Genomic DNA, 18,162 nt, shown 5'->3' on the forward strand with positions numbered 1-18,162 from the left:
GCGCGCGTGGCCGTCGGCACGATGCCGGCTCCATCGCGAACGCCAGCGACCTTCCCACCGGCACGACCAACGTCGGCTCACACTCCTGGTGCCAGTTGTACGGCCACTTCTCAGTGGGACGGGTGAGTAGGGCGACGGCAGGACACAGGGGAGTCGTCGTCGATGGGCACGGTCGTCGGCGATGGCGGGTGTCGTGTTCTATGCGCCGCTTCGGGTGTAGAGACGCACCTCACTCGCGTCGGGACCGGTTCGAGACCAGATCGACGCTCTGACGTGGTCCTGCCGCGGGTGAGGTGCACCCGCGCCGGGTGAGGAACTGTGTCGCCGGCGCCGCACTGCCCGCGCCCGGTCACGAGCCCGCGAGCTCCAGGTCGTCCCGGGCTATGACGTTCAGCAGCCGCTCGCCGGCCAGGTAGCGCTCGAGGTTGCGGGTGAACAGGTCCCAGATGCGCTCGACGAACCAGGTGCTGGAGTTGGAGCCGGAGATGTGCGAGGTGACGATGACGTTCGGCAGGTCGAAGAACGGGTCGTCGGGCGGCATCGGCTGCCGGTAGTGGTCGTCCAGCGCGGCGCCGGCGATGGTCCCGTCGCGCAGCGCGGCCAGCAGCGCTGCCTCGTCGACCACGCCCGCGCGCGCCGGGTTGAGCAGCACCGCGTGCGGCGGCAGCAGCCGCAGCGCCGCGGCGTCGACCCAGCCGCGGGTGGTGCTGGTCACCGGCGTCGTGACGGCCAGGTAGTCGAGCCCGGCGAGGAACTCGTCGCGCTGCTCCGGCGTGAAGCTGCGGTCGGGCACCGGGACGGAGCCGGCCGGCCGGTCCAGGGGGTCGTAGCGCAGCTCGCGGGCGCCGGGACGGAACCGCGAGCACGCCCAGACCTCGAGCCCGAGCGCCCGGCACAGCCGGGCCAGCTCGTGGCCGATGTTGCCGTAGCCGAGGATGCCGACCCGGCGGCCGCGCAGCTCGGCCTGGAACCGGGCGTCGCGGTCCCACCGGTGCTCGCGCTGCGCGGCGAGCATGCCGGGCAGGTCGCGGGCGAACGCCAGCATCATCATGACGCACCACTCGGCGATCGGGATGTCGTTGACGCCGCTGGCGTTGGCGACGACGGCGTCGCGCGGCAGCCTCAGGCCGTTGAGCTGCGAGTATCCGTGCGAGCCGAGCTGCAGCCAGCGCAGCTCGCGCAGCTGCTCGACGTTGGCCGGGCACAGGTCGGCGAACAGCACGGTCACGTCGCGGAGCTGTGCCTCGGGCAGCACGGCGTCCGGCCCGAACGGCTCGACCACCTCGACGACGGCGTCCGGTGCGATGCGGCGGACGCGGTCCAGGCCGGCGTCGAGGACGGGCTGGGCCACCAGGATGCGTTCGGTGCGTGCGCGGCTCTCCACGGGTCAGCTCCGCAGTTCCTTGCCGGGGACGCTGGCGAACTCCTCCATGCCGGGCCGGAACGGGAACCGCTCCTTGAGCTCGTCGGTCAGGGTGACGCCCAGCCCTGGCGCCGTGGGCGGCAGCACATAGCCGTCCTCGATGACGAGGGTGTCGCCCCACACGGCGGTGTGCAGCTCGCCGGGGTCGGGCGCCATCTCGACCATGAGCGTCGACGGCGACGCGAACGCGGCGTGCACGTTCTGCAGGAAGCCGCCGCCGGCGCTCCAGGCGTGCGAGACGACGTGCCGGCCCTGCGCCGCGGCCAGCTCGCCCACCTGGACGAACTCCGTCATGCTCAGCAGCGCCGCGTCGGGCTGCGCGATGGCGAACGCGCCCCGGTTCATCCAGAGCCGGAACTCGTCGTAGGAGAACAGCTGCTCGCCGCCGGCGATCGGCACCGGCGACTGGCTGGTCAGCTCCGCGTACTCGTCGGGGTCCTCGTAGGCCAGCGGCTCCTCGAAGAACGCCGGCCGGTACGGCGCCGCGGCCGCCATGACCGCCCGCGCGGTGTCGAGGTCCCAGCGGTGCACGCCGGTGCGGTGGCCCATGTGGCCGTCGAGCATGATCCCGAAATCCGGGCCGAGGTGGCCGCGCATCAGCGCCAGCTTCTCCGCCTCGAACTCGGCGGCGGCCTGCGGGCCGGGTGCCGGCAGGATCTCCCGGCGCCCGGACATCTCCAGGTAGCCGGTGGCCACCTTGAGCGCGGTGAAGCCCAGCTCGGCGTAGCGGTCCAGCTTGCGCTTCAGCTCGTCTGGCGGCCACGGCGACGGGCCGCCGGTGGCGTAGGCGCGCAGCCGGTCGTGCTTGCGCCCGCCGAGCAGCTCGTGCACGGGCACGCCGGCGGCCTGCCCGGCGAGGTCCCACAGCGCGGCCTCGACGCCGGACAGCACCGCCGCCCCGGCGCCCACGCGGCACCAGAAGCCCAGGCAGCGGCGCATCCGCGTGCTCAGGACCGCGGGGTCGGTGGTGCCGCCGTCGACGAGGATCGGCCGCACGTAGTCGACCACGTGCGGGACCACCTCGGGGAAGAAGTAGCCCAGATAGGTCTCGCCGACGCCGACCAGGCCGACATCGGTGCGCACCTCCACGAACGCGGCGGTGCGCCACTTCTTGGCGAACGTGATGTACGGGTCGTTGCTGGACGGACCGGTGAGCAACACGGTCGCGACGTCGGTGATCCGCATCCGGCCATGGTTTGTGAAACAGCGTTTCACGTCAAGGTGAAGCGCCCACCGCCGCACACCACTCGGAGACATGGCCGGCGGCGCCGGCGGGGACGACGTCGCGGTCGCGCAGCAGCACGGAGATCCGGTCGCCGCGCGCCGCGCAGGCCGCGTCGAACGCGGCCCGGCCGTTGTCGGTGTACTCGATCTCGATGACGCGGTCCCCGTACACGTCGGTGTAGGCGTCGCACTCGTCGTGGGCCTCGCACTCCTCGGCAATCGCGAAGTCGAGGTCCGCGGCGTCGCGGCCGGCGTCGCCCAGCTCCGGCGTGTTCTTCTGGGCGATCGCCAGGCCGAGGTCGTGCGCGGCGCCGGCCAGCAGTGCCGCGAACGCGACGTTGCCGGCCTCGTCCAGCAGGCCGTGCGACCGGGTCCAGGAGTCGAGGTTGTCCGGTTCGACGGCGTCGAAGCCGGCCTCCGCGCAGCGGGCGAGGTCGCGGCCGGCGAGCTCGGCGAGCGCGGCCCGGTTCGCCTCGGTCGACGTGTCCAGCAGCACCTCGTCCGGCCAGTCCAGGTCGGCGACCAGCTCGCCGTCGTGGCGGAGCAGCAGCTCGTCGTGCTCGGCCAGCCACCACTCGAGCGTGCCGGGCTGGGTCTGGAACGCGTTCACGTAGCAGATGCCGTACCGGCCGGGCGCGGGCTGCGCGGAGACGTCGCGGATCACGATCTCGGCCTCGCCGGCCGGGGGATAGGCGCCGCCGAGCTGGTAGTCGACCCGCCCGCCGGCCGGCGGGAGGACGATCCCGCCGCGGTCGCCGCCGCCGTCGTCGCCGGCTCCGCACGCGGCCAGCAGCACGAGCGTGGCCGCGGCCACCGGTGGACGGCGCATCGGGGTCAGTATGCCCGCACGCCGATCATCCGACAGCTGCGGCCGGTGGCCGGCGGTTCCTGGCGCCGTCAGGGCCGGTCGACGAGGTCGGCGGCGAGAAGGTCCATGAGCAGCCCGTCGTGCCAGGCGCCGTCCGGGCCGCGCTCGTACTGGCGCATGACGCCGACAGGCCGGAAGCCGACCTTGGCGTAGCAGGCGATGGCCGCGGCGTTGTCGGCCGCGGGGTCGATGACCAGCCGGTGGTGCCCGTGGTCGTCGAGCAGGTGCCGGGCGAGGGTGCGCACCGCGTCCGTGCCGTAGCCGCGGCCGTGGTGCGCGGGGTCGACGTAGATGTCGATGCTGGCGTGCCGGTACTGGGGGTCGTGCTCGGCGGCCCACTGGATCGCGCCGACGACGTGACCGCCGGCCTCGATGACGTACAGGTGCAGGTCGCCGTCGGCGAGGTCGGCGGCCACCTCGCGGGCGAGGTCCTCGCCGCCGCCCCAGCGGTGGTGCACCTCGGGCGTCGAGCGGATGGCGACCAGCCGCGGGACGTCCGTGGACGCCGCCGGCCGCAGCGTCACGCGGGCCCCCGTGAGCACGGTCATGCCCGGACGATACCGGCCGGCGCTCGCAACGCGGGATGTTAGGGTGCTTCCGGAAATGAGTGTGATTCTCGTTAGAAAGAGGCCCATGCGCACCGCGCCCGACGCCGCACCCGTCATCGCATCGGCCGCTCCGGGACGCCGCTCCGCCGGGCTGGTGGTCGTCACCATCGGGCTGACCGTCGTGCTGCTGGCGTCGGTGCTGGTCGCGATCGGCGTGGGTGCGGCGGGCATCGCTCCGGCTGACACGGCGCGCTACCTGTGGGCGGCGCTGACCGGCGGCTCGATCGGCGCCGACGAGGCGACGGCCTACCAGATCGTCTGGCAGATCCGGACCCCGCGCGTGCTGCTGGCGGCCGTCGTCGGGGCGGGGCTGGCGCTGGTGGGCGTCGCCGTGCAGGCGATGGTCCGCAACGCGCTGGCCGATCCGTTCGTCCTCGGGGTGTCGTCGGGTGCGTCGGTCGGGGCCGTCGCCGTGATCGTCACCGGCGGGCTGGCCGCCCTCGGCAGCTACGCGGTGTCGGCCGGGGCGTTCCTGGGCGCGCTGCTGGCGTCGGTGCTCGTCTACGTCGCGGCCACCGGGCGGGCCGGCATGAGCCCGCTGCGGCTCGTCCTCACCGGCGTCGCGATGTCGTTCGGGTTCCAGGCCGTGATGAGCGTCATCGTCTACTTCGCCCCCGACGGCGAGGCCACCAGCACGGTGCTGTTCTGGACGATGGGCAGCTTCGGCGCGGCGACGTGGGGCTCGCTGCCGGTCGTCGCGGTGGCCGTGGCCGTCGCCGTCGTGGCGCTGCGCCGCTCCGGCCGGCTGCTCGACGTGCTCGCGCTCGGCGATGAGACCGCCGCCAGCCTAGGCGTCGACGCCGGCCGGGTGCGGCGCGGACTGTTCCTGCTGTCGTCGGTCGTGACCGGCGCGATGGTGGCGGTGAGCGGGGCGATCGGCTTCGTGGGCCTGATCCTGCCGCACCTGGTGCGCATGGTGGTCGGCGCGGGGCACGCGCGGGTGTTCGCGGTCGCGCCGCCGGCCGGGGCGATCTTCATGGTCTGGGTCGACGTCGCCGCGCGGACGGTGGTGGCGCCGCGGGAGCTGCCGCTCGGCGTCATCACCGCGCTGGTCGGCGTGCCGGTGTTCGTCGCGCTGATGCGCCGCCGCGGCTACCTGTTCGCGGGACGGTGACATGGACCTCCGGCTCGACGGGCTCACCGTCACCATCGACGGCGCCGACCTCGTGCGCGACCTCAGCCTCGATGTGGCCGACGGCGCCGTCGTCGGCCTGATCGGCCCCAATGGCAGCGGCAAGTCGACGGCGCTGCGCTGCGTGTACCGCGCGCTCCGGCCGACGCACGGCACGGTGTGGATCGGCGGCGACGACCTCGCCGGGCTGGGCCGCCGCGACGGCGCCCGGCGCGTCGCCGCCCTCACCCAGCAGGGCGGCAGCGACCTGGACTTCACCGTCGAGGAGGTCGTCGCGCTCGGACGGGCGCCGCACAAGCACGGCAACGAGCCGCTCACCGCCCGCGAGCACGAGCTGTGCCGCCGGGCGATGGAGCGGCTGGACCTGCTGCACCTCGCCGGCCGCGGCGTGCTGTCGCTCTCCGGCGGCGAGCGGCAGCGGGTGCTGGTGGCGCGGGCGCTGGTCCAGGAGCCGCGGGTGCTCGTGCTGGACGAGCCGACGAACCATCTGGACGTCCGGCACCAGATCGAGCTGCTGGCCATGCTCCGCGGCGCCGACCTGACGGTGCTCGTCGTCCTGCACGACCTCAACCTCGCCGCCGCCGTCTGCGACCGGCTCGGCGTGCTGTCCGGCGGCCGGCTCGTCGCCGCGGGCCCGCCGGCCGACGTGCTCACCGAGGCGCTGGTCCGCGACGTGTTCGGCGTGGCGGCGACGGTCGTCCCGCATCCGCTGTCCGGCGCGCCGCAGCTGCTCTACACCGTCACCGACACGACACCGGAAGGAACACCGAGATGACGACCCCGCACCGACGTTCCCTGCTCGCGCTCACCGCCGGCGCGCTCACCCTGTCCGCGTGCGGCGCCGAGGTCGAGTCGTCCTCCGGGACGCGAACGGTGACGGTCGACCGCTGCGGCGAGCCGGTCGAGTACACGACGCCGCAACGCGCCGTCGCCTACGAGGGCGGCAGCGCGGACAAGCTGTTCGCGCTCGGTCTCACCGACCACGTGCACGGCTACGTCATGCCGCCGGCCAATCCGCCGGTCGAGGAGTCGCCCTGGGCGTCGGAGTACGCCGAGGTGGAGTTCCTCAGCGACGACCTGCTCAACCGGGAGCTGGTCGTCGACGCCGACGCGGACCTCGTCGTGGCCGGCTGGAACTCCGGCTTCAGCGACCAGCGCGGCATCACCCCGGAGATCCTCGACGGCCTGGGGATCCAGAGCTTCATGCACACCGAGTCCTGTTTCAACTACCCGGGGTTTCCCGAGCACGTCGACCCGTTCGAGGCGCTCTTCACCGACCTCGAGCGGCTCGGCCGGATCTTCGGCGTGGAGGACCGGGCCGCCGAGCTCGTCGCGGAGTACCGCGACCGTGTCGAGACGGTGCGGAAGAACGCGCCGGCGGGCGAGCCGGTCCCGGTGTTCCTCTACGACTCCGGCACCGACCAGCCGTTCACGGCCGGCAACCAGGTGCCGCCGAACGAGATCATCGAGTTCGCCGGCGGCCGCAACGTCTTCGCCGGCCTCGACGCCCGGTGGACGCAGGTGAGCTGGGAGGCCGTCGTCCAGGCCGCGCCCGAGGTGATCATCATCCTCGACTACGGCGACCAGCCGGCCCAGGAGAAGATCGACTTCCTCGAGTCGTCGCCGATCACCAGCGGCCTGCCGGCCGTCGTCCAGGACAACTACTACGTCCTCGACTACAACGAGGGCATCAGCGGGCCGCGCAACATCGACGGCCTGGAGGGGTTCGCCGAGTACCTGCGGACGCTGGAGCGCTGAGCTCAGCGGCCGAACCGCCGCGTCGTCGGGACCAGCGCCGCGGCCGCCGGCGCGGCGAAGCAGGCGCCGACGCAGACCGCCAGCACGGCCGTGGTCCCGGCGACGTCCATCGCCGGGGCGAACAGCGCCAGCCCGACCGGCGCCAGGCCGTACGAGGCGAGGAAGTCCAGCGACGACACCCGGGCCAGCTTGGACGGCTCGACCTCGCGCTGGGTCGCGGTGAACCAGAGGACGTTGAACACCTCGATGCCCAGTCCGGCCACGACGTACGCGGCCACGACCGCGGCCGGCGGGACCGGCGCGAGCAGGCTCAGCGGGACGAGGCCGTAGCAGGCCAGCGCCGCCAGCGCGATCCAGCCGGGCGCCCGCGGCCGCCAGCGCGCGACGAGCACCGCGCCGGCCAGCGCCCCGGCGGTGTACGCGGTCAGCGCTGCGGCCAGCACCACCTCCGTCTCATAGCGATCGCGGCTGACCAGCGGCAACGCCACTCCGCTCGCGGAGTACCCGGTGGCGATGACCGTGGTCAGCGCGCCCAGTCCGGCGAGGAACCACGGGTGGCGGCGGGCCTCGCGGACACCGTCGGCGAACTCGCGCAGCATCGACGCCCGGGGTCCCCGGGCGCCGTCGGTACCCATCGTGCCGCGGGGCGGCAACAGCGCCGCTGTCAGCCAGAGCACCCCCGTGGCCAGCAGCAGTGCGCCCGGCCCCGTGACAGCCGCGGCGATCGCCGTCAGCCCTGGGGCGACCAGCGTCGTGACCCGCACCGCGAGGCTCATGGCGGCGTTGGCCCGCTGCCGGCGCTCAGGCTCCACCACCTCGGCGGTCAGCGCCTGGAACGCGGGCCGGCAGGCGCCCTGGCCGGCCCCGGCGACGGCGGCGCCGGCCAGCAACAGGGCCTTGGACCCGCCGAGTCCGGCCGCCATCACCGGGCAGGCGGCCGCGGCGGCCAGCCCGGACCAGAGCACCACGCCGCGGCGCGAGTGCCGGTCGGCCAGCACGCCGCCGGCCGGCACCGCGGCAAGAAAGCCCGCGGTCCGCACGCCGAGCGCCAGGCCGAGCTCGGTGCCGGTCAGCGTCCGGTCCAGCACGGCCAGCCCGAGCACGAACGGCAGCGCCCAGGTGGCCAGCCCGGACGCGGTCGTGGCGATCCACAGCCGGACGAACGCGCGGTCGCGCAGCACCGGTCGTCCCTTCAGCGGCGGCTAAGAATGAGAACGATTACTATATCGTCCTCATCCGCCGCGTCGGGATCAGACCACGCCGGCGCGGATCTCGTCGTACAGGCGGGACGGGTCGTCGGCCAGCGACCGCTTGACGTGCGCGCTCCAGGCGTCGGCCAGGACCTCGACGGCGCCGGCCTCGAGGCCGTCGAGGCCGGCCCGGACCGCGTCGGCCGGGTCGCCCTTGGGGCCGTCGTAGGCGGCGCTGAACTCGGTGTCGACGGCGCCGAGATGCAGCGCCGTCACCTGCGTGCCCTGGCCGGCCAGCTCCAGCCGGGCGCCGTTGGTGAGCGCCCACTGGGCGGCCTTGGCGGCGTGGTAGCCGTTGGTGCCCGGGTAGGCGAACCAGGACTGCGCGGACAGGACGTTGAGGATGGCGCCGCCGCCGTTCGCGGCCAGCACCGGGGCGAACGCCCGGACCATGCCGAGCGTGCCCCAGAAGTTGGTCTCCATCTCACGGCGGATCGCGTCGAGGTCGCTGGTCAGGAGGTTCGTCCAGGCGCTGATGCCGGCGTTGTTGACCACCAGCGTCACGTCGCCGGCCCGGGCCGCGGCGGCGCGGACGGCGGCGTCGTCGGTGATGTCGAGGCGCAGCGGGACGACGCCTGGCAGGTCGACGGACTCCGGGCGGCGTGCGGCGGCGTAGACGCGGGCCGCGCCGCGCCGCAGGAGCTGTTCGGCGAAGTGCCGGCCGAGGCCGCGGTTGGCGCCGGTGACCAGCGCCACCGCGCCGTCGAGGGGAAAGGTGTGATCCATGTGTGGCAGGCTAGAACCTGACGCTGACGTCAGAGTCAAGTCTTCGTGCGAGGAGGACGAGGTGCGCATCGGTGAGGTGGCGCGGCGCTCCGGGGTGAGCGTGCGCGCGCTGCGCTACTACGAGCAGCAGGGCCTGCTCACCTCCGGGCGGACGCCCGGAGGGCAGCGCGAGTACGACGACGACGCCGTCGACCGCGTGCGGTTCTTCCAGCAGCTCTACGCGGCCGGGCTGTCCAGCCGCCGCATCGCCGAGCTGCTGCCCTGCGTCGACACCGGCACCACCACTGCCGGCCAGCGCGCCATGCTCGACGCCGAGCGGGCCCGCATCGCCGGTCGCATCGCCGCGCTGCGGACGGCCCTCGACCGCCTCGACGAGCTCATCGCCGCCGCCGACGCCCGCCGCGCCTGACCGCAAGGGATGATGGTGTCGGCGAGCGTCCGCCGCGGGCGCCGGAGCGAGGAGGGTTGATGTCGGGGTGCTGCGCGCCGTCGGCCGGTCACGAGGGCTCGGCGGCCCCGGTGGAGTTGCCGTTCGTGCCACCGGCCCGGGACGCCAAGGACGTGGCGCGGGGGATGGTGCGCATCCCCGGCGGGCAGTTCTGGATGGGCGGCGACGACCCCGACGCGTTCCCCGACGACGGTGAGGGGCCGGTGCGGGCGGTGACGGTGTCGCCGTTCCTCATCGACGCCACGACGGTCACCAACCGGCAGTTCGCCGCGTTCGTGAAGGCGACCGGGTACGTCACCGAGGCGGAGCGGTTCGGCTGGTCGTTCGTGTTCGGCCTGTTCATCGGGCCCGAGCAGGCCCGGCACGTGATGGACGCGACGGTGCCGGCCGCGCCGTGGTGGCGGGCGGTGCAGGGCGCTTACTGGAGGGCGCCGGAAGGGCCTGGGTCCGACGTCGCGACGCGGCCGCAGCACCCGGTGGTGCACGTGTCGTGGAACGACGCCGCCGCCTACGCCGCATGGGCGGGGAAGCGGCTGCCCACCGAGGCCGAGTGGGAGCTGGCGGCGCGCGGCGGGCTGGAGCGGGCGAAGTACGCCTGGGGCGACGAGCTGGTGCCGAGGAACCGGTGGCGGTGCAACATCTGGCAGGGCCGGTTCCCGACGCTGAACACCGGCGACGACGGCCACGCCGGGACCGCGCCGGTGAAGTCGTACCCGCCCAACGGCTACGGGCTGTACGAGGTCGCCGGCAACGTGTGGGAGTGGTGCCAGGACTGGTGGTCCACCACTTGGCACGCCGAGGAGCGGCCCGAGACCCGCAACGACCCGCAGGGACCGCCGTCAGGGGAGGCGCGGGTGACCCGCGGCGGGAGCCACCTGTGCCACGACTCCTATTGCAACCGCTACCGTGTCGCCGCTCGCACCAGCAACACCCCGGACAGCTCCACCGGCAACATCGGCTTCCGCTGCGCCGCCGACCTCCCGCGATGAGCTGATGCCCCGTCCCCGTGCCGCCGTCATCGTCGCGGTCCGGGGCCGCCGGCGGGCCGCACGAGGTCGTTGGCCGTGCGCAGGACGCCCGGGCCGGTGAGAGCGGCGGGATCGAGGTCCGCCGCGCTCGTCACCCGGATCGAGCAGCGCTCACCGGCGAGCAGCGTCACCAGGCCGGTGTCGACGACGGCGGCGGGGTCGACCTTGTCGGCGAGCAGCGTCACATCCTTGACCAGCGACGTCGCCGCGACGTCCACGACGTAGCCGCCGTCGGCGCGCCGGGCCGTGGCGGTGAACGGGCGGGGCTCGAGGGCCAGCCGCGGGTCCTCGGCACCGTAGTACAGGGCGCGCTCGCCGGTGGAGAGGTCGGCGACCAGCAGCTGCGTCGCCGGGTCGGTCAGCGCCAGTCGCACGTCGTCGAGCGGGACGGTCGTCGCCGCCCGCGGCTGCAGTCCGAGCGTGCCCTCCCAGCGGCCGAGCTCGTCGCCGTGGACGGTGATCCGGCGGACGGTGAGGCCGGCCGACCAGGGTTCGGGCCGGTCGTTGTGGACGGCCAGCAGCGGCGCGCCACCGTCGCCGGGCTGGACGCTGACGAAGCGGTCGGCGGCGGCCTCGCGCAGCGCGAACCACACCGGCTTGCGGACGCCGTGGCTGTCGACGACGGCCCAGGAGATGACCGGCCAGCAGTCGTTGAGCTGCCAGAGGATCCAGCCGCTGTTGTGCGGGACGAGCGAGCGGAAGTGCGCGATGCCGCAGCGGATGGCACGCGCCTGGTTCAGCTGGGTGGCCCAGTGCCAGTCCTCGAACGTCTCCGGCGGCGGCAGGTGCTCGCCCAGGCCGCGCTCGAGCTTGCCGTTGCCGTCGTTGGCCTTCTGATGGGTCAGCAGCTGGGGGCCGTACGGGTCGAGCGGGTCGTCGTGAACGACGGCGCGCAGCGTGGACCACGCGGGCGGCCCCTGGAACCCGAACTCGGAGACGAACCGCGGCCGGTAGTCGCGGTAGTGGACGTAGTCGCGGGTGTTCCACACGTCCCAGATGTGCATGGTGCCGTGGGCGTCGTCGTTCGGATGGCGGTACGGCGTGACGGAGTACGGGCTGCCGTCGGCGTACGGGGTTCCCGGCGCCAGCTCGGCCACCAGCCGCGGGAACAGCTCGGTGTAGTAGCCCTCGCCCCAGCTCAGGCCGCCGAGCCGGCTGCGCCAGCCCCAGTCGGCATAGCCCCAGAGGTTCTCGTTGCCGCCGTTCCACACCACCAGGCTCGGGTGCGCCGCCAGCCGGGTGATCGCCTCGCGGGCCTCGGCCTCGAACTCGCCGCGCAGCGGCTCGTCCTCGCTGTACGCGGCGCAGGCGAGCAGGAAGTCCTGCCAGACCAGCAGGCCGAGCTCGTCGCACAGGTCGTAGAAGTCCTCGCTCTCGTAGGCGCCGCCGCCCCAGACGCGGATCAGGTTGAGACCGGCGTCGACGGCGTCGCGCAGCGACGCGGCCAGCCGCTCGCGGGTCACGCGGGGAAGGAAGGGGTCGGCGGGGATCCAGTTCGCGCCCCGCACGTACACGTCGGCGCCGTTCACCCGCAGCACGAACGGCGTGCCGGCCTCGTCCGGCGTCGTGTCGACCTCGACGGTGCGGAACCCGATCGCCCGCCGCCAGGCGCCGCTGCCGCCGTCCAGCCGCACCGTCACCGGGTAACGATGCTGCTCGCCGCGGCCGCGCGGCTGCCAGAGCCGCACCTCGGGCACCACCAGCTCCAGCCGGGCCTCCCGGACGGGCCGGGTCAGCGACAGCTCAGCCGCGACGCCGGCCACTTCGGCCCGCAGGACGGGCGCCACCCGCCGGGTGCCCCACTCGATCTCGGCGACGACGGTCAGCAGCCCGTAGCCGCCCGCCACCCGGGTCTCCGGTCGCACGCTCGCCAGCCGGGCGCCCGACCACGACTCCAGCCGCAGCCCCTGCCAGATGCCCGCCGTCGCGACGTCGGGTCCCCAGTCCCAGCCGAAGTTCGCCGCCGTCTTGCGGATGGCGTTGTACGGATGCACGTTGGCGTGCGGCCGCGGCCCGAGCCTTTCGGACATGCGCCGCGCGTACGGCACCGGCGCGGCGAACACCACCCGCAGCTCGTTGCGGCCCTCGCGCAGGGCGCCGCGCGCGTCGAAGCGGTGCCGGCGGTGCTGGTTCGCGGTGTGGCCCAGCTCGTGGTCGTTGAGGAGGACCGTCGCGACGGTGTCCAGGCCGTCCGCGGCGAGATCGACCCGCTCCTCGCCGTCGTCGGCCCACTCGAACTCGGTGCGGTACTCCCAGTCGGTCTCGCCGATCCAGGACAGCCGCGCCTCGTTGTCGCCGTCGAACGGGTCGGGAATCACCCCGGCCGCCAGCAGATCCGTGTGCACCACGCCGGGCACGGTGGCCGGGACGCCGTCGAACACCGCGGCGAACTCGTCGGGCACCGGGCCGCGGAGGGCTCGGACGGTCCAGTCGCTGCTGGTGAGGTCGGTGGTGGTCAACGGGGTCACCTTCGGGTCGTGGGTCGTGCCGGGGGAGCGTTCCACGCGCGGACGCCGAGCCGGGACAGGTCGGCGCTCGCGGAGGACAGGACGAAGGGGAGTGCCCTCGCCTCGCCGGGGCGCAGGCAGATGCTGTTGTCGTCGAGGAAGTCGCCGAGGCCGGACGGGAAGCCGTCGACCAGAATGTTCACCGCAGAGACGGCGCCGGTGTTGCGTACCAGCAGGTGCCCGGAGCGGCCGCCCGCCACCTCCAGCTCCAGGGTGGTCCGCGGCAGCTCGAGCAGCGGCGCCGGCCGGGGCTCGGCGTAGGCCCGCAGCACCTCGTCGACGGGGAGCCGGGCGAGCTCGTCGAGCGGCAGCGCCTCGAGTTCGCGGAGCCGGGCGGTCCTCGCGTACGGGTTGAGCCAGTACCACTGGTCGGAGACCAGCTCGCCGCGGTCGTCGCGCAGCTCGACCGCGAGCAGGAACACCCGCCCGGCCGCCGCACCGAGGTCGGCGTCGACGGCCATGGCCTCGACCCGCCCGTCGGCGGGCACCGACACCGTCGCCCGCTGCCGGTGGACCGGCCGCAGAGCGGCGTCGTGGACGACGGCGGTGACGGTGGCCGACTCCAGGGGCACGGGCGTGTCGTTGGCCACGTGGACGCCGGCCCGGAACCGCTCGCCGGCGCTCCATTCCAGCCTCTCGTAGACGGCGAACGCCGAGCGCGGCCGGCAGAACTGCCGCGCCCGGTAGTAGGACAGCTTCGGGACGCCGTAGAAGTCGACGACCGACCACGAGGCGCCGGGGAAGAGGTCGGTGAGCTTGTAGAACAGGAACCCGCCGCAGTGCGTCCCGCTGCCGGCCCGCGCCAGCTCCGAGGCGTAGCGCAGCGCGTCGCCCTGGGCCAGCTGGCTGTACTCGATCATCGTGTCCCAGCCGTCGACCGGGCCGTAGTTCGCGTACCGCAGCTGCTTGACCAGGTCGAACAGCCCGAACTGGGCTTGGTGCTGCAGGATGGCGCCGTCGGGCGGCGGCGGCCAGGAGGCCAGCTTCCGGGCTGGCAGGAAGCGCAGCATGCTCTCGCGCCCGGACTGGCTGGACAGCCCGTACTCGCCGTAGAAGGCGGCGTCGACGGCGCGGTAGCCGCTGTCGATGGGCTCGCCCTCGTGGTAGACGCGGTAGTTGTGGGCGCTGCCGCCCCACGGGCTGGTGCGGTGGAACGGCCGCGACGGGTCCAGCTGCGCGCACCGGCGGCCCATCAGCAGATGCGCCTCGTCGCCGCCGGCGGACCGGGCGTTCTCGTTGCCACCGCCCCACATGATCAGCGACGGGTGGTTGCGCAGCCGCTGGACCACCCGGCTCACCTGCTGGTCCAGAACGGCCAGGTCGGTGACCGGCGCGTCCGGCACGCCGAAGGTGAGCGGGAACTCCTGGTACACCATGAGGCCCAGGCGGTCACAGGCGCGGTAGAAGTCGTCGCTCTCGACGATGCCGCCGCCCCACGCGCGGAGGACCTGCAGGTTGGCGCGGCGGGCCAGCTCGAGGAGGTGCGCGTTCGTGTCGAACTCAGCGGAGAGCAGCGGGTCGGTCCAGCACCAGTTGGCGCCCTTGACGAACAGCCGCCGGCCGTTGACGACGAACTGCCACCGGTAGTGCTCCGGGCCGCTCCAGTCCGGCAGCGCGGCCATCTCGACCGTGCGGATGCCGAACTCTGTCTCGGCGCCGCCGACGCCGTCGTCGCGCCCGGCGATCCGCAGCCGGTAGAGCGGCTGGTCGCCGTAGCCCGCCGGCCACCAGAGCGCGGGGTCGTCGATCGTCACGGCGGCCTCGTAGCGGACGGTGCCCGGCCGGGCGACGGCCGCGGCCCGGAAGGCGTGGACCGACTCCGTCCCGCCGTCCGGCGGGTCGATCCGTCCGGCCAGCTCGACGTCGAGGGTCTCGCCGGTGTGGTTGGTGAGGTCGAAGCGGATCCGCAGCTCGGCCCGGTGCCGCTCGAGGCCGGTGGTGCGGACGAAGAGGTTCTCGACCTCGACGTCGGGCACCGCCTCCAGCCGCACGTCGCGCCAGATCCCCATGCTGATGAGGTGGCCGTAGTGCCAGCCCCAGCCCGGGCTGCCCTTCGGCACGCCGTGCCAGTCGCGCGGCGGCGGGAAGATCCGCACCACCACCTCGTTCTCCGTGTCGTGGCGGACGAGGCGGGTGACCTCGACCTCCGGGCCGCCGAACATGCCGGTGTGGTGCCGGAGCGGCATGCCGTTGACGTACACCGTCGCGGCGTAGTCGATGCCGTCGAAGGCGAGCCGGAGGCGCCGGCCGCGCCACCGCGGCGGCACGGTGAAGCGTCGGGCCAGCCACCACTCCTGGTCCTCGACGCGGGTGCGCCGGAAGTGCCAGGGCCAGTCCGCCGGCTCGCCATGGGCCGTGAGCTCGTCGTAGGTGGTGGCGTCCCAGTGCGGGTCGGGCAGCTCGCCGGCCGCGACCAGCGCGGCCTGGACCGACCCGGGGACCGTCGCCGGGAGCCAGTCGCCGCGGTCGGTGTCCTCGCGCCACCACTCCGGCGGCCGCCCGTCCGGCTTGGCGCCGGCCGGTGCCGTCCAGTGGCCGATGGAGAACTCGCGCACCGGGCGGTGGCCGGACATCCGCCAGGTGCCGGCCAGGCTGATCGCGTCGCGTGCGCCGCCGTCGCTCGGGCGCCCGGCGGGCGGCAGCAGGGTCAGCGGCACGACGAGCAGCGAGGCGTGGCGGTCAGCGTGGTCGTCGCCGACGATGGCGGCACGTTCGTACAGGTCGCGCTCGACGTCGTCGAGCTGGCGCTCCGGATCGTTCACGGAGTCCTCTCGGGCGGGGGCGCTCACCAGGTGGTGTAGCCGCCGTCGACGAGCACGACGGACCCCGTCATGTACGACGCGGCCTCGGACGCCAGGAACGCCACCACCGAGGCCACCTCCTCCGGGCGTGCCAGCCGGTCCATCGGCGTGCGACGGCGCCAGTCCGCGATCCAGTCGGCCGGCACGCCGTCGGCGGTGAGGTCGGTGGCCACGTAGCCCGGCGCCACGGCGTTGATGCGCACCCCCGCCTGCGCGAACTCCACGGCGAGCGAGCGCACCATGAGGTGCACGCCGCCCTTCGAGGCGTTGTAGGCGGCTTGGGCCTGCGGCGCGTTGGCGATCTCGCCCGACATCGAGCCGATCGCGACGATGCTGCCGCCCGCGCCCATCCGGCGCCCGGCCTCGCGGGCGCACCAGAACGAGCCGTTGAGGTTCACGTCGAGGACGCGCTGCCACTCGTCGGGGGTGACCTCGAGAGCCGGGGTGTGCGACGCGACGCCGGCCGACGTGACGACCACGTCCAGCGCGCCGAACCGCGCGACGACGGTGTCGAACACGGCGCCCACGGCCTGGTGGTCGCGGACGTCCAGGTGCACGTACTCGACCGCCGGGCCGTCGACGCCGAACGACGCCGCCGACTTGGCGCCGAGCTCGTCGAGGACGTCGGCCAGGACGACGGTGGCGCCCATCTCGTGCAGGGCGGTGGCGGCGGCCAGGCCGATGCCCCGGGCGCCGCCGGTGACGACGGCGACCTTGTCGGTGAGCTCCAGACGTTCCCGGTACATGGTCCCCTCCGCGGCGTGTGGTAGTTTGACTACAACTTGGGCCTGTCAAGGTACACGTTTCCCTCGTGTTTCGCCGAATGCTACGCGAGGTCCGGGCGAAAGAGATAGTAGTACTACCTTTCTCCGGACCTCTGGACCCGACCAGAGGAGAGTCCGTGAGTCCCAGTCCCGTACCTGCCGCGCCGGTGCGCCTGCGTCCCGCCTCGGACGGCGCAGCACTGCATGGCGGCGACGGCCGCTACGAGAAGTTCCTCGGCGACCTGACCGGCCTCTACCGGGACACCGAGGCGTTCGAGGCGGCGCTTGCCGCCGACGACGGGCGTCCGGTCTACTGGGTCGAGTCGAGCACGCCGGACGACGGCAACGGGTCGCTCACCGTCGGGCTGAGCGTGCTGGAGGCCGGCTCGATCGGGGACGAGTACTTCATGACGCGGGGTCATCTGCACCGGCGGGCCGACCGCGCGGAGCTCTACTACGGCCTCAGCGGCCGCGGCGTCATCCTGCTCGACTCCCTCGACGGCGAGAGCCACGCCATCGAGATCACCCCCGGCGACGCCGTGCACATCCCCGGGCACTGGGTGCACCGCAGCGTCAACGTCGGCACGTCGCGGCTGGCCACGCTGTTCTGCTATCCCACCGACGCCGGGCAGGACTACGCGCTCATCGAGAAGGCCGGCGGCATGCGCCAGCTGGTCGTGCGCGACGGCGACGGCTGGGCCACCCGGCCCAACCCCGACCACCGGGGCTACCGTGACTGAGCCGACCGGCGGCCGGGCGCTGGCCCGGCACATCGACATCAGCTGCGTGCAGGCGCACCACACCCGGGCCGACGTGGAGCGGCTGGCGGCGACGGCCCGGCGGCACGAATTCGTCAGCGCGCACGTCCTGCCCGCCTGGCTCGGCGTGCTGTGCGAGCTGCTCGACGGCTCGGACACCCTGGCCGGCGCGCCGGTCGGCTTCCCCTCGGGCGGCGCCACCACCAGGACCAAGCTCGCCGAGGCCGAGGAGCTGCTGGCCGCGGGTGTACAGGAGCTGGACGTCGTCGTCGCGATCGGGCGGCTGCGCTCGGGCGAGCTCGACTACGTGCGCGACGAGCTGGCCGCGGTCGTACGCCTGGTGGACGGTGCGGTGCCGCTGCGCGCGATCATCGAGGTCGGGCACCTCGACGCCGACGCCGTCCGGGCAGCGAGCCGCTGCGTCGTCGACGCCGGCGTGCCGTGGGTGAAGACGGGGACCGGCTGGTCCGGCGCGCCGACGACGGTGGAGCACATCCGGCTGATCGCCGACGAGGTCGGCGACCGGGCGCTGATCAAGGCGGCCGGCGGCGTCCGCGGCGTCGCCACGATCGAGGCGATGCGTGCGCTGGGCGTGCGCCGGTTCGGGATGAACATCGAGGCCGCGGTCGCCGTCGTCGCGGAGGCGGGGGAGTAGCTCGCGGCCTGCTCCGAGCCGACGGTGGTCGTGCCGGTGGGAAGGTCGCTGGCGTTCGCGATGGAGCCGGCATCGTGCCGACGGCCACGCGCGCGGCCGTGGCCCCCTCACCGGCCGCGAAGGCATCACCTGCCGACCGCGACACCGTGACGACGACGCCGCCACCGTGACCACCACACCACGAGACACGCCCCACGCATTCATCGGCATCT

At 73.8% G+C, this 18,162-nt stretch carries 16 protein-coding genes; 7 read left to right on the forward strand and 9 right to left on the reverse strand.

Annotated elements, in window-relative coordinates; translation table 11 throughout:
- Nucleotides 1–349: 349 nt before the first annotated feature.
- The 4 genes from DY240_RS22025 to DY240_RS22040 all read right to left on the reverse strand — a co-directional run bounded on the left by DY240_RS22025 (nt 350) and on the right by DY240_RS22040 (nt 4,063).
- Complete coding sequence (locus tag DY240_RS22025) at nt 350–1,384, reverse strand: D-2-hydroxyacid dehydrogenase (RefSeq protein WP_119661989.1); 1,035 nt, start codon at nt 1,382–1,384, stop codon at nt 350–352.
- A 3-nt stretch (nt 1,385–1,387) separates the two neighbouring features.
- Nucleotides 1,388–2,608 carry a mandelate racemase/muconate lactonizing enzyme family protein gene (locus DY240_RS22030; RefSeq protein WP_158602947.1) on the reverse strand — a complete coding sequence of 407 codons (1,221 nt, stop codon included), beginning with the start codon at nt 2,606–2,608 and terminating at the stop codon, nt 1,388–1,390.
- 31 nt (nt 2,609–2,639) lie between these two features.
- On the reverse strand, nt 2,640–3,476 hold the full coding sequence (locus DY240_RS22035) for an endo alpha-1,4 polygalactosaminidase (RefSeq protein ID WP_119661991.1): 837 nt from the start codon (nt 3,474–3,476) through the stop codon (nt 2,640–2,642).
- Between the two features lie 68 nt (nt 3,477–3,544).
- Nucleotides 3,545–4,063, reverse strand: coding sequence for a GNAT family N-acetyltransferase (locus DY240_RS22040; RefSeq protein ID WP_119661992.1), 519 nt, complete (start codon nt 4,061–4,063; stop codon nt 3,545–3,547).
- Nucleotides 4,064–4,148: 85 nt separating this feature from the next.
- Here DY240_RS22040 and DY240_RS22045 point away from each other — a divergent pair, with 85 nt between their 5' ends.
- The 3 genes from DY240_RS22045 to DY240_RS22055 are packed head-to-tail and all read left to right on the forward strand — an operon-like array spanning nt 4,149 to nt 7,013.
- Complete coding sequence (locus DY240_RS22045) at nt 4,149–5,237, forward strand: FecCD family ABC transporter permease (protein ID WP_199702028.1); 1,089 nt, start codon at nt 4,149–4,151, stop codon at nt 5,235–5,237.
- Nucleotide 5,238: 1 nt separating this feature from the next.
- A complete protein-coding gene (locus DY240_RS22050) occupies nt 5,239–6,030 on the forward strand; it encodes an ABC transporter ATP-binding protein (RefSeq protein ID WP_119661994.1) in 792 nt (263 codons plus the stop codon).
- Complete coding sequence (locus DY240_RS22055) at nt 6,027–7,013, forward strand: ABC transporter substrate-binding protein (protein WP_119661995.1); 987 nt, start codon at nt 6,027–6,029, stop codon at nt 7,011–7,013. Before DY240_RS22050 ends, DY240_RS22055 begins: the two co-directional genes overlap by 4 nt.
- A 2-nt stretch (nt 7,014–7,015) precedes the next feature.
- Here the strand turns inward: DY240_RS22055 and DY240_RS22060 are convergent, their stop codons facing one another.
- Nucleotides 7,016–8,194, reverse strand: coding sequence for an MFS transporter (locus tag DY240_RS22060; RefSeq protein WP_119661996.1), 1,179 nt, complete (start codon nt 8,192–8,194; stop codon nt 7,016–7,018).
- A gap of 69 nt (nt 8,195–8,263) precedes the next feature.
- Nucleotides 8,264–8,989, reverse strand: coding sequence for an SDR family oxidoreductase (locus tag DY240_RS22065; RefSeq protein ID WP_119661997.1), 726 nt, complete (start codon nt 8,987–8,989; stop codon nt 8,264–8,266).
- A gap of 61 nt (nt 8,990–9,050) precedes the next feature.
- Between DY240_RS22065 and DY240_RS22070 the strand changes: the two genes are divergently transcribed.
- Together DY240_RS22070 and DY240_RS22075 are read left to right on the forward strand one after the other, a co-directional pair.
- A complete protein-coding gene (locus DY240_RS22070; protein WP_119661998.1) occupies nt 9,051–9,398 on the forward strand; it encodes a MerR family transcriptional regulator in 348 nt (115 codons plus the stop codon).
- A gap of 59 nt (nt 9,399–9,457) precedes the next feature.
- The gene (locus tag DY240_RS22075; RefSeq protein WP_119661999.1) at nt 9,458–10,426 is read left to right on the forward strand and encodes a formylglycine-generating enzyme family protein; all 969 of its coding nucleotides are present in this window, start codon (nt 9,458–9,460) and stop codon (nt 10,424–10,426) included.
- Nucleotides 10,427–10,452: 26 nt separating this feature from the next.
- Here DY240_RS22075 and DY240_RS22080 read toward each other — a convergent pair whose 3' ends face one another.
- The 3 genes from DY240_RS22080 to DY240_RS22090 are packed head-to-tail and all read right to left on the reverse strand — an operon-like array spanning nt 10,453 to nt 16,519.
- Nucleotides 10,453–12,924, reverse strand: a complete 2,472-nt coding sequence (locus DY240_RS22080; protein WP_119662048.1) for a glycoside hydrolase family 2 protein — start codon at nt 12,922–12,924, stop codon at nt 10,453–10,455.
- Nucleotides 12,925–12,929: 5 nt separating this feature from the next.
- Nucleotides 12,930–15,734 carry a glycoside hydrolase family 2 protein gene (locus DY240_RS22085; protein WP_119662000.1) on the reverse strand — a complete coding sequence of 935 codons (2,805 nt, stop codon included), beginning with the start codon at nt 15,732–15,734 and terminating at the stop codon, nt 12,930–12,932.
- A 23-nt stretch (nt 15,735–15,757) separates the two neighbouring features.
- Complete coding sequence (locus DY240_RS22090; protein WP_119662001.1) at nt 15,758–16,519, reverse strand: SDR family NAD(P)-dependent oxidoreductase; 762 nt, start codon at nt 16,517–16,519, stop codon at nt 15,758–15,760.
- A gap of 155 nt (nt 16,520–16,674) precedes the next feature.
- Here DY240_RS22090 and DY240_RS22095 point away from each other — a divergent pair, with 155 nt between their 5' ends.
- Together DY240_RS22095 and deoC are read left to right on the forward strand one after the other, a co-directional pair.
- Nucleotides 16,675–17,277 carry a glucose-6-phosphate isomerase family protein gene (locus DY240_RS22095; RefSeq protein WP_158602948.1) on the forward strand — a complete coding sequence of 201 codons (603 nt, stop codon included), beginning with the start codon at nt 16,675–16,677 and terminating at the stop codon, nt 17,275–17,277.
- Complete coding sequence (gene deoC / locus DY240_RS22100) at nt 17,270–17,950, forward strand: deoxyribose-phosphate aldolase (RefSeq protein ID WP_119662003.1); 681 nt, start codon at nt 17,270–17,272, stop codon at nt 17,948–17,950. Before DY240_RS22095 ends, deoC begins: the two co-directional genes overlap by 8 nt.
- Nucleotides 17,951–18,162 lie beyond the last annotated feature (212 nt).

This window comes from Jiangella rhizosphaerae, from assembly GCF_003579925.1.
GTDB classification, from domain to species: domain Bacteria; phylum Actinomycetota; class Actinomycetes; order Jiangellales; family Jiangellaceae; genus Jiangella; species Jiangella rhizosphaerae.

Bases quoted from the DNA above. Each gene is read 5' to 3' on its own strand.
- DY240_RS22040 (WP_119661992.1), bottom strand. From the start codon at position 4,063: ATGACCGTGCTCACGGGGGCCCGCGTGACGCTGCGGCCGGCGGCGTCC.
- DY240_RS22035 (WP_119661991.1), bottom strand. From the start codon at position 3,476: ATGCGCCGTCCACCGGTGGCCGCGGCCACGCTCGTGCTGCTGGCCGCG.
- DY240_RS22050 (WP_119661994.1), top strand. From the start codon at position 5,239: ATGGACCTCCGGCTCGACGGGCTCACCGTCACCATCGACGGCGCCGAC.
- DY240_RS22065 (WP_119661997.1), bottom strand. From the start codon at position 8,989: ATGGATCACACCTTTCCCCTCGACGGCGCGGTGGCGCTGGTCACCGGC.
- DY240_RS22045 (WP_199702028.1), top strand. From the start codon at position 4,149: ATGCGCACCGCGCCCGACGCCGCACCCGTCATCGCATCGGCCGCTCCG.
- DY240_RS22055 (WP_119661995.1), top strand. From the start codon at position 6,027: ATGACGACCCCGCACCGACGTTCCCTGCTCGCGCTCACCGCCGGCGCG.
- DY240_RS22075 (WP_119661999.1), top strand. From the start codon at position 9,458: ATGTCGGGGTGCTGCGCGCCGTCGGCCGGTCACGAGGGCTCGGCGGCC.
- DY240_RS22030 (WP_158602947.1), bottom strand. From the start codon at position 2,608: ATGCGGATCACCGACGTCGCGACCGTGTTGCTCACCGGTCCGTCCAGC.
- DY240_RS22090 (WP_119662001.1), bottom strand. From the start codon at position 16,519: ATGTACCGGGAACGTCTGGAGCTCACCGACAAGGTCGCCGTCGTCACC.